This is a genomic window from Vibrio sp. Isolate30, assembly GCF_022397975.1.
In the GTDB taxonomy this organism is placed as follows: Bacteria; Pseudomonadota; Gammaproteobacteria; order Enterobacterales; family Vibrionaceae; genus Vibrio; species Vibrio fortis.
Map to the genome: position 1 here is coordinate 544,171 of NZ_JAKEUS010000001.1, position 14,861 is coordinate 559,031.

Below are 14,861 nucleotides of genomic sequence, written 5' to 3' on the forward strand. Positions count from 1 at the left end.
CGCCAACCTTCATTTATCGGCTAGTATCGAAATTAAAATAAACACTAGTTGAACAACAAACAGTTGAGACGTTATGAGCACAATGGGCATCGCTATCGGTGCAACCGCACTTTCTCTGATTTTGGTCGTCATTTGGCTGATCTCTTTATCTTTGAGAAAGCAGCGACTAGAGCAGGAGCGCAAGGCTAGAGAAGTCGCTTATCGAAAGGCGATAGAGAAGGCGCGCCTGCAAGAGAAGAAAGATCGTCTTTTTAAAGCCGAGACTGGTCATATTCCTTCAATTCTCTATCTGGCTAAAGAGGCAGAACGCACCAATATTAAAGAAGCTCTCTATTGGTACGAGAAAGCGGCTCAGCAAGACAACGTCAACGGTATGTATGGCATCGTAAGACTGAGTATGAAGCGTAAGGAAGACCTGATCTTAAGAGAGCAGGCAAACTTTTGGCAGTTAGCGATAGCTGCGCTAGATAACGATTCCGACGCCAAATTCAATATGGGGCAAGCTCTGATTCACGGCCGTGGCACCACTAAGAATATTCCCAAAGGTTACGCTCTTATTGAGGAGGCAGCCACAAGTGGACATACCGACGCCATGTTGTTCATGGGCGATTGGTGTCTTGACCAAGATAATGCTGATTACTCTCCAGAGAATGCGGTGGAGTGGTTTCGAATGGCCGCGGATAAGCACGATCTCAATGGTAAAATTAAGCTAGGTTTGAGCTATTTGAACGGTTTGGGCGTGGAGAAAAACCACGGGCAAGGCTGCTATTGGTTAGAGAGAGCAGCAGAGAAGAATAATACTGAAGCTATGTTCCATGCTGGTGAAGCTTGGATAGATCATGGAGAGCACGGCAATGCGATCGCTTACATCTGGTTGTTCCTGTCTGCTCACTTTGGCTATGAGCCTGCAAAAGCGCTGCGCGACAAAGTAGGCGCTAACCTTGGTGTTGACTCAATAGTTGGATTGCAGTCGTTAACTAAGCCTATTATGACTAAGTTGTCTCAAGAAGCGGTAACTAAGCATTCGGTGATCAAGGCGCTTAATAAGCTCTATAAACGCAAAGTTCCTGTGCCTAAGAAAACCGAAGAGGGCGTTGAGGTGATGCCAGAAGAGGTTATCGAAGAAAGTTCAGCGTCAGAGTCAAAACGAACAACAGATGCGGGGGATTACACGCAAGTTCCGTTTGATGCCTCAACCAGTAAGCCTAGTGATAGCGCTGCTGGCCTTGATTTCAGTCAGTCAACCGTCCAACCCAATTGGAAAAGTTAACTCAAGCATCAAATGATAGGCGACGGAGTCATCAATTAGAAAATCAGCGTTGTGAGTTTGAAAATGAAAGGGGTAGCCATTGGCTACCCCTTTTTGATCTTAACTTAGGGACTTGTGTTTAAACGGATATGAGTACCTGCTTGAAATTCAGATACACGTCACACCTAGCTAGGTAATATGTGTCGAAAACCACCGTTAATTGACGTGGATTACCTGATTACCCTATAGCAGGCGAGGTCGGTATATCTTGTTTTGGTCTTAATTTACGAGAGTAAGAGCAATGAGTTTAATCAGTATCCCTTATGTAGAGACCACTGCAGATACCGCTTTGCATATAGCAGCCGCAATCGTGCTGATCAGTACCATCGCTGCTGGTCTGTATGGCTTTTGGAAGCTTCATGAGATCCCTATCCAAAAGGCTCATCAGACCGACCACCATCAAATAGGATTGATTACCGCACTAACCTGGATTGGCTTTATTTGGCACTGGGTATGGGTGCTCGCCATTATCATTGCTTTTGTAGATTTTGAAAAAGCCATTATCCGATTACGTGATTTATGGAACTCTCCGACTCAAGTTAACAAATCAGAGGATGTCTAGATGTTAGAAGGTTTAGCGGTTTGGTGTTTATTCATCTATCTATTAAGGCTTGTAGGTATGCCTTGGAATGCGGGAACTAAAGCATTCGCATATCTAGGAGGTAGCGGTTGGCTGTTGTTTGTGTGGGTCGGACTCATCAACTATACACCGATGGATTTGTCTGGTGGTTCTGTGGTTCAGTCTCCTCATATTCAGCTCCGCCCAACTTCGACTAATGTGTCGGGCAAGGTCGACCAGATTTACATCACCCCAAATCAACGTATTGAGAAAGGGCAGTTAATCTATGAGATTGAAGACGAGCCTTATCAAATTGCTTATGAGCAAGCGAAGATTTCTCGTAACTCTGCCGGTGTCGCGGTGAGTACTGCGACAGAAGAAGTAAAAATTGCTGAATCGAGCTATCAAGCGGCGTTGCATGATTTCGAAATGACGCAGAGTGAGCTCCTGACGGCACAGTCTAATCGAGACTTACAGAAGAGAACGTTGAAGCGTTATCTTGAACAAAATCGAGTCGTGCGTAACACGATCACGGAAAGTATGATTGATAATCAGCAAACGGTAGTTGATTCTGCGGTACATACTGTGGCCAAGCTTGAATCACAGCTTAGCAAGAAGAAATCTGATGTAGAGAAAGCTAAGCTGCAAATAACCAAAGCGGAACTCTTGGTTGAGTCTCGTCAATCGGACTATAGCGAAGCTCTGCAGAGAGTGAATAAGGCGAAATGGGATCTTGATAGCACCAAGATCTATGCACCGACAGACGGCTTTGTGACTAACTTTATTCTTCGCGAAGGGCAGCTTGTTTCTAAAGTTCCACGTTTACAGATGTACACCAATGAAAAGTACGTGTTGATGCGTGTGAATCACCAAGCTATTAGAAATGTTAAACCGGGTCAATTGGCTGAATTTACTACTCCAGTTTACCCGGGGAAAGTGTTCACAGCTGAGGTTGAAGGTATTGTTGAAGCAACAGGTGAAGCGCAAAGTAACTTGCTTGGCTTTGACCAGAATGTCCGCTCTACCACAGGTAAGAACCTACAAAACAAACACCACTTTGTTAGGTTGAAAGTCGTTGAGCCAGAAGGCTACGATGTACCAGTTGGTTCGGTTGGTCTAGCTTGGATAAGTGGAGAAAAGCCAACAGAGCTGATGGCGTTTCTTGATGTAATACGTGGAATTATTTTACGTATGAAGTCGCAGCTCTACTACTTCTACTCTTTCTAACAGAGAGTTGGACTCAGAACCTGCGATCTCGTTGAGCGTTACCCTAATTACAGTAATGCAACGCCGACGGCAGCTCTCGCAATCGTGTTGTTAAGATGACAATTAGAGAGAACGAAATCAGCTAGGTTAACTTTCACATCCGCAAAGTGGCGACACTCTGCGGATGTTTTATTTTATTCCAATGACTTGAGATATTGTTTCGGTGTCATGCCTCGATGCTTCTTAAACATATGCGTAAAGCTATCGAGATGGTTATACCCTAAACTGCTTGCCACTTCTTCGACGGGTATTGATTGGCTTAGCATTTTGACCGCTTTGTTACTTAAGACAAAACCACACATTTCGGTAAAGTTGTGGCCATATTTATGGAACCTACGTTGAAACTGCTGAATTGATAGGCCTAACAGGCTCGATACTCTTTCGAGTGTCGGTAAACCAAAATGACATGAGTAGTTGATGGCTTCATAAACTAGCTTAGTGTCATCGCTAGGATCGGGCATGTCTAAACATCGGTCCAAATCTTCAAAATTCAGCGAAAAGGTTTGCTTGGTATCTTGATTATCAGCCAAGTTTGCCAAGCGTAAACTGGAATGAAACCAGATCTCTGTTTGATGATGATTCCACGCAACATCACAGCCAAAATAGTCTTGATATAGCTTCTCATCCGCACGCTCTCCTGAAAGCAGTACGCGCATCGGCGCAAAATCGGCTCCTAGGTATTTTTTCAATATTTTTGACATCAAAACAGCAACTCTAATGCTGTCATGAACATCTAAGTGCTTCGCATTGTATTGATTGTTGTAAGTCCATTTGATGATAGAACCTGCAGGCGCGGCAACCCAAAAAGCACCCGATTGAATGCACCCCATACCGTAGTTTACTTTTCTGATTGTCGACATTAAGTCATGACCAGAGAACATCCACTGTCCTAAGCCACCCAAATCTTCGACCCGAAAATGACGTATAGCTTCGAGCATAAAGTTGGGATTTTTTGTATAGCACTCGAGTTCTTCATAAAGCTTAAAGACCTCAGAAATGGGCAACAGATTCATGGTGTGATTAAACGCGGATCGGGGAATCGTCTGGGGAGAAGTTTGATCTGAATAATATTGACTACATACGTTGTAATACAAGTTCATCAGGCTGTTTACTCTAATAAAGTAAGTCTTGTTGATCGTCATCTTATTCATTCAAACCTATGTAGATTAGGTCATAAACTTAGCATAAATGACGTGATTTAACGAGTTGGAAGGGCTCTCACTATGTTCGCTAAACGCCTCTATTGGCAAATTTGTGAGTTAATATTGGGTAATAATAGCGTTTAAAGACAGTGGCCATTTGGGGTATCAAGATAGGCATCAAGAATTTTCAGAAATGGTGAGATATTGGACGCCAACGACGGAGAAATAGTCAAATGTCTGAGCAAGCATAATTGGAATGGGAGAGAGGGAAAGTTCATACTAGTAAAGTACTGGCTAAGCGATTAACCGCTTCGTCGTATTGCGATTGATTTGCCTTCTTCCTTGAAGGCATAGGCTTTCCTATAGTTTAACTGGTTGAGTAGGGTTTAGGGAAACACTCACCTAGACGTCTTCATTCATCTGTACGAAGGGTACTGTTGAAACATTTCAGCGATTTCTTCGTGAATCAGTTCGTTACGTTCCTCAGAACTCATTGACTGAGTTAGTTTTCGGCTTGAGTTCGCAGTCCATACAACAATGTTTGTTCTATCGTCGATTAGCTCGACAACTAGGTGGCCATAGGTTTGTTTCTGATAACTTTGTGGCGTAGCCATCATCCCATGGACATTGTTTCGACTATAGCCAATACCAAAGGAAGAGCCAGATGAAATAACTTCTGACTCTTGCAGAAGTTGATAGCGAACATATAGGTCACCGCCGTCTTCGACAAGTTCTACGTCAGTACGATCCATTTCCTTGACGATCGCATTTTCAATTCTGATTGAGTCGATACTAATTGGCGTTTTATTCTTTGCTTCATTCGTTATTTTAAGTGAACCAAAATCATAGGTTTTATACTGAGAGAAATCGGTTTGGCTATCAAAGTCGGTATTTATTGTAGAGCAGGCTGCTAGAGGGATCGTCAGTAGTATGGTTGTTAGACGAAGCATTTTCTATCTCCTAGGAAGGTGGTTTGAAATGAATATCTCTTCTTAAGGTGAGTATACTTGTCTGGTATTTGAGGCTTCTTTTTCGCTATATTCAGTCATATTTATGATAAAAGTGACGTGATTCATCGGATTTGATTTTTTGATGTAGAGGTAATGACATTGGACGGGATCGTTCTGCAGTTACCACGAAGGTAAAAAGGTTGTTGTGTTTGACGTCTTATTGAAAGGTAGCTCGACAGAGGAATCTGTTCCCAATAAAAAAGGGTAGCGCGTGGCTACCCTTTCTTGCATTTGCAAATCAGATTATGCGTCTGATTTTTGCTGTTCAGCTTTACATACAGCGGCAGTGAATACCACGTCTGTAGAGCTGTTAAGCGCTGTCTCAGCTGAATCTTGAATCACACCGATGATGAAGCCTACCGCTACAACTTGCATCGCTACGTCGTTTGAGATGCCAAATAGGCCACATGCTAGTGGAATCAGTAGTAATGAACCACCCGCAACACCAGAAGCGCCACATGCAGACACTGCAGCAACAAGGCTTAGCAGGATTGCAGTAAAGATATCGATTTGGATACCCATAGTGTGCACTGCAGCTAGCGTTAGAACAGTAATCGTGATTGCTGCACCAGCCATGTTGATGGTTGCACCTAGCGGGATAGATACAGAGTAAGTATCTTCGTCTAGGTTAAGCTTCTTACATAGGTTCATGTTTACTGGGATGTTTGCTGCACTTGAACGAGTGAAGAATGCCGTTACACCAGATTCACGTAGACACTGAAGAACAAGCGGGTAAGGGTTCTGCTTAGTCTTAACAAATACGATGATTGGGTTGATAACCAGCGCGATGATCAGCATAGAGCTTAGTAGTACAGCCAGCAGTTGACCGTAGCTTGCTAGCGCTTCGAAACCCGTTGTTGCAAACGTTGCAGATACCAGGCCGAAAATACCGAAAGGTGCTAGACGAATAATGAAGCGAACGATGTGTGAAACACTGTGGCTTAGGTCTTCGAATACCGCTTTGGTTGTCGCTGAAGCGTGGTGTAGAGCAAGACCCAGACCGATCGCCCATGCAAGGATACCGATGTAGTTTGCGTTCATCAGTGCGTTTACTGGGTTATCAACCAGTTTGAATAGCAGTGTTTGTAGAACTTCTGTGATGCCTTGAGGTGGGTTTGCACCCTCAGCACCGGCAACTAGCGTAAGCGTTGTTGGGAACATAAAGCTCAGAACAACCGCTGTTAGCGCAGCAGAGAAAGTACCAATCAAGTAAAGCACGATGATTGGACGCATATGAGTATGCTGACCTTTCTTTTGGTTAGCGATAGAAGCAGCAACAAGAATGAATACTAAAATTGGGGCTACAGCTTTTAACGCACCTACGAACAGACTACCTAGTAGACCTGCATCTTGAGCCGCCGAAGGCGAGAACATGGCGAGAACGACACCGAATACAATACCTGCAAGGATCTGTAGAACAAGATTTCCACGAGCGATGCGGGCGAACATGTTGTGATTTTGCATAAATTACCTGCAATTGTTAACTTATTATAGTGATATTTCTTTTATAAAATGGAACCATTTCGAACTATACACTAGTCGAATGGGCGGTCATATTAGCTTGATTAATCTCAGTGTCTAGGATTAGTTTCATTTTGGTGTAATTGTTTGCGCTGTGTGGGTGTTTTGGCCCTAATTGTTAAATTTATGTATGTTATATAAGATATAAATCTTTACAAATGTGGATATGTAGTTGATGTGTCTGCGCTTGTGATTGGCAAGGAATGGTTATGCAAACTATGTATGCAGAATTGATATCTTGGATGTAAAAATGCTGCCGAGTGATTGCTCACCGGCAGCATACTTTGCTTAGTCTTGCCTATTGATTTAATGAATAAATATACTTATTAATCATCAAACTGTTTTCGATAACGACCCTCGTTTTGCACACTGCGATACATCTTAGTCAGTTGCTTATAGCTCGCTCGTTTCTCTGCCAACGTCGCGCTATTTCTAGCTTGCTCTCGAAGTAGTTTTTGGTAATTGTTAAACCGACGCTCAGTTAACTCTCCACTCTTCAATGCGCGTTGGATCTCGCATCCTGGCTCTGATTGATGTTGGCAATCTGAGAAACGACAATTCATGGCAAGCTCTTCGATGTCAGCGAAGGTTTCACTAACGCCTTCAGCGCACTCAGAGAGTTGTATCTCTCGCATTCCCGGAGTGTCGATCAACAAACCCCCGTCTTTCAGAAGATGAAGCGAACGTGATGTGGTTGTGTGTCGACCTTTACTGTCGTCTTCACGAATCCCGCCTGTTGCTTGAGCTTGTTCAGCCATTAAAGAGTTGACGATTGTCGACTTGCCTACACCTGAAGAGCCCATTAGAGCGACTGTCGCACCAGAGGCACACCATGGCGCTAGAGCTTGAACTGATTCCAAATCAAGGCCGTTGACTGTTTCAATCACGAGTAACGGATCTAGGCTTTGAACTTGGCTCACTTTTGTTTCTGCATCATCACACAAATCTTTTTTGGTTAAAACGACGACAGGTTCAACCTTTGCTTCATTGGCGAGCGCTAGATAACGCTCAATGCGGCTTAGGTTAAAATCGTGATTCAAAGAAACGACGATGAACACAGTTGTCACGTTGGCCGAGATCAACTGCTCTGCGACTCGAGTCCCAGATGCTTTTCGGCTGAATAGTGATTGGCGCTCCAATAGTCGCTCAAACTGTTGATTTGGCTTGAGAATCACCCAGTCGCCAACCGTCATAGCGGGTAGGGCGTGGTGAATCGCTAGGTGGATCTCTCCCTGCTCAGAGGCAAGGGTATAGCCACTCCGGTGATGTGCGATCACTCGTGCTGCGAAGTTTTCTTGCTCGTAATCTTCAAGTGTTAGTTGTTGTTGAAAAATAGGTTTCCATCCAAGTTGTGCGATTGAGATTGGATCGGAAAATGCGTTTTTAGAATTCATTGCTATACCTCGACATACAATTCGCGACTGTTGGCGTTATTGCGATGTCAAAAAATGAGAATATGGGTCGAATTCAATAGATAGGACCCCGGGTATTGTGCTTGTCTGTAGCGCAAACCGGGTAAAAGAAGGTGGTAATAGATTTTCAGCTTAGTGCGAATTATGTTTACACTGTGCTGGATAACAAGTTACAGGTACAGATGAAGTAACTTATTGTTTCGTAAGGGAAGTAAGTTGTTGTTGCCTTACGAGTAGTACGCTTCTTTTACTACGGGCGCTAGTGGGTTCATTACAATCATCGACGTTCTCCTTGGTGAGTTATTGGTTGCCGTAAGTACAACGTCTCGTTGTACCAATCGACTTATATTTGCTTGGCGACTGTAACAAAAAACCATGACAACGAGAAGCTGTCATGGTTAATTATTATGCGAAATTGAACTGAAACTCTAATTTAATGATGAGTGTGGTCCATTTTCTTCATGCCATTCATCACTTTTTTGACTGGGACTTCTACGGTTTGAGCGTCGCCATTCGCGTAGTTGAGAGTCAGGGTGATGTTTTGTCCTTCTTCAAGGCGAGAAGCTAAATCAAATAACATGATGTGTAAGCTTCCCGGCTTAAGCTCTGTACTGCCCTGTGCCGGTATTTGAATACTTTCAACCTGACGCATTTTCATGACCTCACCTTCCATGATTACATCATGCAGTTCTACTTTCCCAGCTGCCGGTGTAGAGGCGGAAATCAGCGTGCGAGTTTCATCGCTGTGATTCATCAGAGTAGTAAAAATGGCACTATTTACAGCGGAAGGTGGCATTGCGCGTGCGTAGGCGTCATGAATCATAACGTCACTGGCTTGAGCAACTGAAGAAAGCAGCATACCTGCTAATGCGAGGGCTTTTAGTTTCATTATTCTCGGTTCCCTAAACAATCTAATTGAATCGGTTAACGGCTATCGCTAGGCGTTATAGCTTTTTGATTGCATCAACAATCGGTGCTGGCGTAAGTGTATGTGGAACCTTAGAAATCAAGGTGCCATCAGGCTTTAAAAAGTAGAAGTAAGAGCTGTGATCAAGCGTGTATTCAAGTTCTGAGCCTTCTAATTCTGACTTACGGAAAATCACGCCGTAGTTATGAGCCAGCGCTGTTGTGATATCAAGAGGGCCGCTTAATCCTTCCATATTCGGGTGGAAGTATTGTGCGTATTCATAAGATGCTTCTGCAGCATCACGTTCTGGGTCTAAAGAGATAAACATCGGGCGAACGTTCGCGACTTCTTCTTCAGATAGCTGATTGAGCGCTCCTGCTAACATGGCCAGTGACGTTGGGCAAACGTCTGGGCAGCGTGTAAAGCCAAAGTACACAATGCGCACTCGAGCATCACTTTCGTCGAAGATCTCTACGGGTTGGTTGTCTTTACCAAACAGAGTAGTTGCCGAGATCTGTTGCTCTTTCTCTAGCTGCATTTGAGCTTTACTCTGTTCATCAAGGTAGGTTTTGACCCCGAACCCGAGTACGAACGCAACGACTAATGCGAGTGACCAGTTTTTACTCATCTTTCCATCCTTATTGCTGGGTGTACCGTATTATTCCCGTCGGTTAATTCGCCGAGCCACGTCATTTTATCCATGGTGCATACAGGTAAAATTACTTGACCTTGGAAGGTATTCCCTTCGGTGCGTGTTAATTGAAACCTTGCTGTTCCCATCTCCATTTCTAAACCACTGAGTGACAATTGAAGTTGGTCGGAACTAGTGCCATCCCAAGTGACAGTTAGGGTTGCGGGAACCAGAGGCTGAGCCGTATCGTGCTCAAACACCATGGTGACAGAATCTTGATCGCACTCCTGTGTGCTCAACATGCAGTATTGACTGATGTCACGCTCGGTGTGCGTATCTAAAGTGTGGTTTACTTGTTCGAGTAGTTGTGGGCCAAAGAAGCCGGCAAGCAGTGCTGCGCTTACCATCGCAACCTTTAGTGCTGGGTGCATAAGGGCTCTCATCATTCCTTTTATTGTTGAGCGATGGTATCACAAAGGTCAGTACGTGCTTGTATCAAAAAACAATTTTGTGCGGAGGGTAGAAGCTTTGTCAGGCTCTAATTTGCGGCTAGGTTAATGAACTTTGCCTATTTGCCTAATACAAAAAAGCGAAGCTGGGTGCTTCGCTTTTGGTGAATAGGTTACATGCGAACTTAAGTTCTATTAGTGACTGTTGCGCTCTGCAAATTTCTCTAGACCGAGCACTAAAGCAATTGCAGCAAGCATCATAATAACAGCCAGAACAAGCTGTGATGGTTGCGATGTTACCGCTTCGAAATCAAATGGCGACAAGTTTTCTTGAATCAGTGGTACCTGTTCACCTTTAGAGTTGGTGCGCCAACTGATGGTCTCTTTCCAAGGCCAGATCTTAGGTAGCGTGCCAATCATTAAGCCTGTTAGGAACACTAAGGTTACATCTCTGAATGAGCGTAACAGCCAAGAAAGAACATGAGAGAAGCTCAAAAGACCAATCACACATCCAGAAAGAAACAGCAGCAGGATGTCGATTTGGAACCCTTTTACCGCAGCAAGCACAGGTGTGTACATGCCGATGAGTAGCAAAATGAAACTGCCCGAGATCCCAGGTAGGATCATGGCACAGATTGCAATTGCACCGGCTAGCATGACATTAATGCTGGTTGGTTCCATGTGTAGTGGTTTAAGTACAGTGATGCTGTAGGCAAACGCAACACCAAGTAATAGGAATAAACCACGTATTACGTCGCGCTTTTCAACTTGCTTGAGAATATGGAACACAGAGACCAATATCAGACCGAAGAAGAAAGACCAAAGTGGTACAGGGTGAGCGACCAGTAACCAAGAGATGAGTTTCGCTAAGGTTGCAATGCTGGTGAACACACCACCAAATAGAGCGATTAAGAAGAAGCCATTGATATGATTGAATGCAGCTTTAAAGCCATCGCGTTTCCAAATGCCTAAAACGCTCGGGTTGATTCGACGAATGCTTTCTAAAAGCGTGTCATAAATGCCAGTAATAAAGGCAATGGTGCCACCCGATACACCAGGTACAACGTCTGCTGCACCCATCGCCATGCCTTTAAAAAAAGTACTTAAGTAGTTCATTTGTCTCTGAGAGTTAATAATGGTTTGCTGCAGTATACAAACTTTGGTGTAAAAAAAGTATGAATATGAAATCAGGGACGTCACTTTAATTATTTAGTCATTTAACAAGGGTAGGCTGTGTCATCAAATTCATTCTGGGAATCGAATTTATAGGCTTATCCACTGATGTTGAATCGCAATATTACGTAATTAAATGAAATTGATTTCTTATGCGGATTGCGTTGCTTTGCATTATGCAATTGCAATTTGCATATTTAGAATCGTTTATGGTGCTTTTTTTGCGATATCCTCCCAAAAAATCGACCTTTTAAAGTTGGCACGCATCCTGCTTAATACCAGGTGACCCTTCTTAAGCCGAGGGTCACCTAGCCAACTGACGTTGTTAGTGAACCTGAATTTTGTTCACACATATATAGAGCCAATCGCGTATATTGCGGTTGGCTATTTTTTTGTCTGCAAGTCAGTATTGTCTGTTGTATAAGCAAAAAAAAAGCTAGCCACCAACGGCGACTAGCTGTTCCTTTCCTTCGAAATCTCGAATCTTCTTTAGTATCCCATTAACTGTAATAAGTTCTCAGCGGTACTGATCGCCTCTTTACGGTTAGCGATATTTAATTTCTGATACAAGTTACGAATGTGGGTCTTGATGGTTGTACCCGCCACATCGAGCTCTTGTGCAATTTGCTCGTTGCTAAAGCCCGAGTAGATAAGCCCGAGTACTTGCCATTCACGCTGTGTTAGTGGGCTGGTGCGTACAAGCTCAGGAATGTTAGGGTGATTGACCAAGTTCTCTACAAAGTCTTCATCGAAGTGTACAGAGCGGCTTCGCTGTGTGGTTGAGATATCTTTCATGATTTGTTGAGCACGGTGTCGCTCTAGATCGCCTAGACCTGGTTTGTTACTCAGCTTATCAAGGATATGACCAATCGTTGAGCCATCAACAAGGAAGTTGCCGACCATACCCGTTTGGTTCGTCATGTGCAGTGCTTCCTCAAGCAGCACACGTGCGCTCTCTTCGTCGTTGGTTTGAATGCGCAGCACAGCTTCAACAATTAGGTTGCGGTTGGTATCTGTCACTAGGTGAGAGCGTTTTGCTTCGCTCTTCAAGAATACTAACGCTTCTTCCGCCTCTTCAAACTGCTCCAACATAATGTGCGCACGTACGATGTTGCGCCATTGCAGCTGGCAGAAGTGGTTGCTAGCTGATTCAGGACGAACTGCAACGTTTAACCAATCTTGAATCGAATCTTTATCACCTTTTACCTGCCAGAATAGCAGCAGAGAAAGAGAGGCATTGGCTGTCCAATCTACGTGGTAAGTGGACTGGCGCAGAAGGTGCTGAATCTGGTCGATAAACTTGGCAGCTTTATCAATTTCACCGCGGCTGAGTGCAATGCGAGCTAACATCGAGTAGCTGTGAAGATGCTTACTTGGTGAGTGGTGACCTAGAATATCTAAGCCTTTGTAACAGCACTCTTCAGCTTCGTCTAAACGGTTCCAACACCAACAGATCTGAGCTCGGACGCGCAACAGGAATTCGTGCAGTGGTACGTACTGCAACTGATGCTCTTCGATAAGCTTGAAGGCGCTGTCTTGCAGTTCGAATGCTGCTTGAACATAACCTTGCGCAATCAAGATCTCGCTCTGTTGCAAGATTGCCCAGAGTGCTTGATGGTAAACCTGATACTGGCGCGCCAGTTTTTCGGTTTGCTGCATCATAGGCAATGCGCGGCTTAGGTTACCCATTACGTGGTTAACTTCACCAACAACTGAAGTCGCAACAATACGGCTGCGATAGACGGTGGTATTGAGTTGGCTCAGTGCTAACTCTGCGAGTTCTAGTGCTTTTTCAGGTTCATTGCTGTTGATCGCTACCTGTGCTCGTAGCGCGTTGTATTGACCTTGCTGTTGAGTGTCGAGCTCAATATTACGTGCTTGATATTGAGACTCCGCTTCTTCTAACAGCGTACCAACTTGATCATAGCGATGTTGGCTTTGTGCCAACCAAGCTCGTAGCATTGAAAGCTTAGGATCGCTGTAAAGCTGATCTGGTGTGAGTTGCTTGATCGCCATTTCCAATGAAGACAGTTCACCTTGGTTGAACATCTGCCAACCGTGAGTGCCAAGGATCTGTACAATGAGTTCGGCATTATTGGCTCTTTGTGCATGGCGAAGGGCTTGGTGAGGCGTGTTCTGTTTGAGCCAAGCATGAGCTGCGGCGTTGTGCAGTTCAGCCTCTTGCTGTGGAATGCGTGCTTGACGCTCGTGCGCCAAAAACTCACCGAATAGATTGTGGAAGCGGTACCAGTTTTTCTCGCCCTCTAGTGGGTAGATAAACAGCCCAAATCGGTTGAGTGATTCAATCATACCTAGAGCATCTTCACGCTGCGTGAGCGCACAAACTAACTCGTCATTGAAGTGATCCAGCACCGAGCACTGCATTAAGAAGTGGCGAGTCTCTTTGTCTAAGAGGTCAAATACTTCTTCTACTAAATAGTCCCAAAGATGAGCATGATTAAAATGAGAAACCGACTCTGCTGATTGAGCGAGGGTGCGTTTTTGATGTTGCGCTTGCAGGGCAATTAGCTGAAGCGCAGAAGGCCAGCCCTCAACATAGGCGCAGATACTGCCTGCCGTAGTGTCATCGACACCGTCAGTAACACGTTGATTAAAGAAGCGGGTGGTTTCTTCAGTATCGAATGCCAATGAATCGTTACCCAATTCAATCATTAGGTCGCGCACACGTAAGTTTGCTGTACCGAGTGGTGGCGTACCGCGGCTTGTCACAACAAGCGTTAGGTTATCTGGCATGTGTTTTAAGAAGAAGCGCATGGCTTCATGCACATCGTCATTATTAACGAGATGATAGTCGTCAAGTACAAGGAAGCACTCATGGTGGAAGTTTGCCATCTCTGCGAATACTTCGCTCAATAAGGAGTGAAGCGATGAGAATTGACGCTTTTCCGCTAACTTCTGAGCGTTAGGACAAGCATTTTGTGTCGCCTTGTTGAGAGACTGAAGCAGGTAGTTGATGAAACGGAAGGCATCATTGTCGCTGTCGTCAATGCTGTACCAACCTACATTGGGTTTATCAACTAGCCACTGAGCCGCCATGGTAGTTTTTCCATAGCCAGCAGGGGAGCGGAATAATACGAGCTTATAGCAGTCGGCATTTTGCAGCAGATCTAATACGCGTGGTCTTAAGATTGCGTTGTGTAATCGCCCTGGGCGAGTCAGTTTAGACGGGATCCACATGTCGAAGGTTACCTATTCCATGGCCCTTGTCTTTATAAGAAGAGTCGATTGCGTCTAACCGACCATCAAAACAAAAGCCGTTATGAATTAATTCTGAAGCTATGTTACGTGAAGAAAAATGGCCCAGACCATGATCAGCCTCAGAAACCTTGCACTGTGGCATATTTTGACCCAACTACGCCCTTTAATTGTGACTTTAATCACTAAATGGGGTGGTTTGTGATCGTGATGTTGCTCGTTTCTACACATGAATTTGTGAAAAAGATGAGAACGTGAAAAATATT

General features: G+C 44.4%; 12 protein-coding genes. 3 read left to right on the top strand and 9 right to left on the bottom strand.

All coding sequences use genetic code 11. The features are described 5' to 3' along the window. Positions 1-82 precede the first annotated feature (82 nt). From L1D60_RS02465 to L1D60_RS02475, 3 genes are all read left to right on the top strand, one after another. Positions 83-1,270 carry a tetratricopeptide repeat protein gene (locus L1D60_RS02465; protein WP_239840431.1) on the top strand — a complete coding sequence of 396 codons (1,188 nt, stop codon included), beginning with the start codon at positions 83-85 and terminating at the stop codon, positions 1,268-1,270. Between the two features lie 280 nt (positions 1,271-1,550). Then, positions 1,551-1,871, top strand: coding sequence for an MFS transporter (locus tag L1D60_RS02470; protein WP_239839580.1), 321 nt, complete (start codon positions 1,551-1,553; stop codon positions 1,869-1,871). Continuing rightward, entirely contained in the window at positions 1,872-3,095 is a 1,224-nt protein-coding gene (locus L1D60_RS02475) for an efflux RND transporter periplasmic adaptor subunit (RefSeq protein ID WP_239839581.1), read from the top strand. A 173-nt stretch (positions 3,096-3,268) separates the two neighbouring features. Here the strand turns inward: L1D60_RS02475 and L1D60_RS02480 are convergent, their stop codons facing one another. The 9 genes from L1D60_RS02480 to malT all read right to left on the bottom strand — a co-directional run bounded on the left by L1D60_RS02480 (position 3,269) and on the right by malT (position 14,577). After that, positions 3,269-4,285: an AraC family transcriptional regulator gene (locus L1D60_RS02480; protein ID WP_345772852.1), complete on the bottom strand. Its 1,017-nt coding sequence runs from the start codon at positions 4,283-4,285 to the stop codon at positions 3,269-3,271. A gap of 407 nt (positions 4,286-4,692) precedes the next feature. Next, complete coding sequence (locus L1D60_RS02485; RefSeq protein ID WP_239839582.1) at positions 4,693-5,226, bottom strand: DUF4136 domain-containing protein; 534 nt, start codon at positions 5,224-5,226, stop codon at positions 4,693-4,695. Positions 5,227-5,529: 303 nt separating this feature from the next. After that, entirely contained in the window at positions 5,530-6,750 is a 1,221-nt protein-coding gene (sstT, locus tag L1D60_RS02490) for a serine/threonine transporter SstT (RefSeq protein ID WP_032550540.1), read from the bottom strand. 383 nt (positions 6,751-7,133) lie between these two features. Beyond that, a complete protein-coding gene (gene rsgA / locus L1D60_RS02495; RefSeq protein WP_239839583.1) occupies positions 7,134-8,201 on the bottom strand; it encodes a ribosome small subunit-dependent GTPase A in 1,068 nt (355 codons plus the stop codon). A gap of 451 nt (positions 8,202-8,652) precedes the next feature. Beyond that, entirely contained in the window at positions 8,653-9,108 is a 456-nt protein-coding gene (locus L1D60_RS02500) for a copper chaperone PCu(A)C (protein WP_239839584.1), read from the bottom strand. A gap of 55 nt (positions 9,109-9,163) precedes the next feature. Beyond that, the gene (locus L1D60_RS02505; RefSeq protein WP_239839585.1) at positions 9,164-9,754 is read right to left on the bottom strand and encodes an SCO family protein; all 591 of its coding nucleotides are present in this window, start codon (positions 9,752-9,754) and stop codon (positions 9,164-9,166) included. After that, complete coding sequence (locus L1D60_RS02510; protein WP_239839586.1) at positions 9,751-10,188, bottom strand: hypothetical protein; 438 nt, start codon at positions 10,186-10,188, stop codon at positions 9,751-9,753. Before L1D60_RS02510 ends, L1D60_RS02505 begins: the two co-directional genes overlap by 4 nt. A gap of 213 nt (positions 10,189-10,401) precedes the next feature. Next, positions 10,402-11,322: a DUF368 domain-containing protein gene (locus tag L1D60_RS02515; protein ID WP_239839587.1), complete on the bottom strand. Its 921-nt coding sequence runs from the start codon at positions 11,320-11,322 to the stop codon at positions 10,402-10,404. Between the two features lie 546 nt (positions 11,323-11,868). After that, positions 11,869-14,577, bottom strand: coding sequence for an HTH-type transcriptional regulator MalT (gene malT, locus L1D60_RS02520; protein WP_239839588.1), 2,709 nt, complete (start codon positions 14,575-14,577; stop codon positions 11,869-11,871). Between the last annotated feature and the right edge of the window lie 284 nt (positions 14,578-14,861).

Excerpts from the sequence above, each read along its gene's own strand:
- L1D60_RS02500 (WP_239839584.1), bottom strand. The coding sequence starts at position 9,108 with ATGAAACTAAAAGCCCTCGCATTAGCAGGTATGCTGCTTTCTTCAGTT.
- L1D60_RS02510 (WP_239839586.1), bottom strand. The coding sequence starts at position 10,188 with ATGCACCCAGCACTAAAGGTTGCGATGGTAAGCGCAGCACTGCTTGCC.
- L1D60_RS02475 (WP_239839581.1), top strand. The coding sequence starts at position 1,872 with ATGTTAGAAGGTTTAGCGGTTTGGTGTTTATTCATCTATCTATTAAGG.
- L1D60_RS02480 (WP_345772852.1), bottom strand. The coding sequence starts at position 4,285 with ATGAATAAGATGACGATCAACAAGACTTACTTTATTAGAGTAAACAGC.
- L1D60_RS02485 (WP_239839582.1), bottom strand. The coding sequence starts at position 5,226 with ATGCTTCGTCTAACAACCATACTACTGACGATCCCTCTAGCAGCCTGC.
- rsgA (WP_239839583.1), bottom strand. The coding sequence starts at position 8,201 with ATGAATTCTAAAAACGCATTTTCCGATCCAATCTCAATCGCACAACTT.
- sstT (WP_032550540.1), bottom strand. The coding sequence starts at position 6,750 with ATGCAAAATCACAACATGTTCGCCCGCATCGCTCGTGGAAATCTTGTT.
- malT (WP_239839588.1), bottom strand. The coding sequence starts at position 14,577 with ATGTGGATCCCGTCTAAACTGACTCGCCCAGGGCGATTACACAACGCA.
- L1D60_RS02470 (WP_239839580.1), top strand. The coding sequence starts at position 1,551 with ATGAGTTTAATCAGTATCCCTTATGTAGAGACCACTGCAGATACCGCT.
- L1D60_RS02515 (WP_239839587.1), bottom strand. The coding sequence starts at position 11,322 with ATGAACTACTTAAGTACTTTTTTTAAAGGCATGGCGATGGGTGCAGCA.
- L1D60_RS02465 (WP_239840431.1), top strand. The coding sequence starts at position 83 with ATGGGCATCGCTATCGGTGCAACCGCACTTTCTCTGATTTTGGTCGTC.
- L1D60_RS02505 (WP_239839585.1), bottom strand. The coding sequence starts at position 9,754 with ATGAGTAAAAACTGGTCACTCGCATTAGTCGTTGCGTTCGTACTCGGG.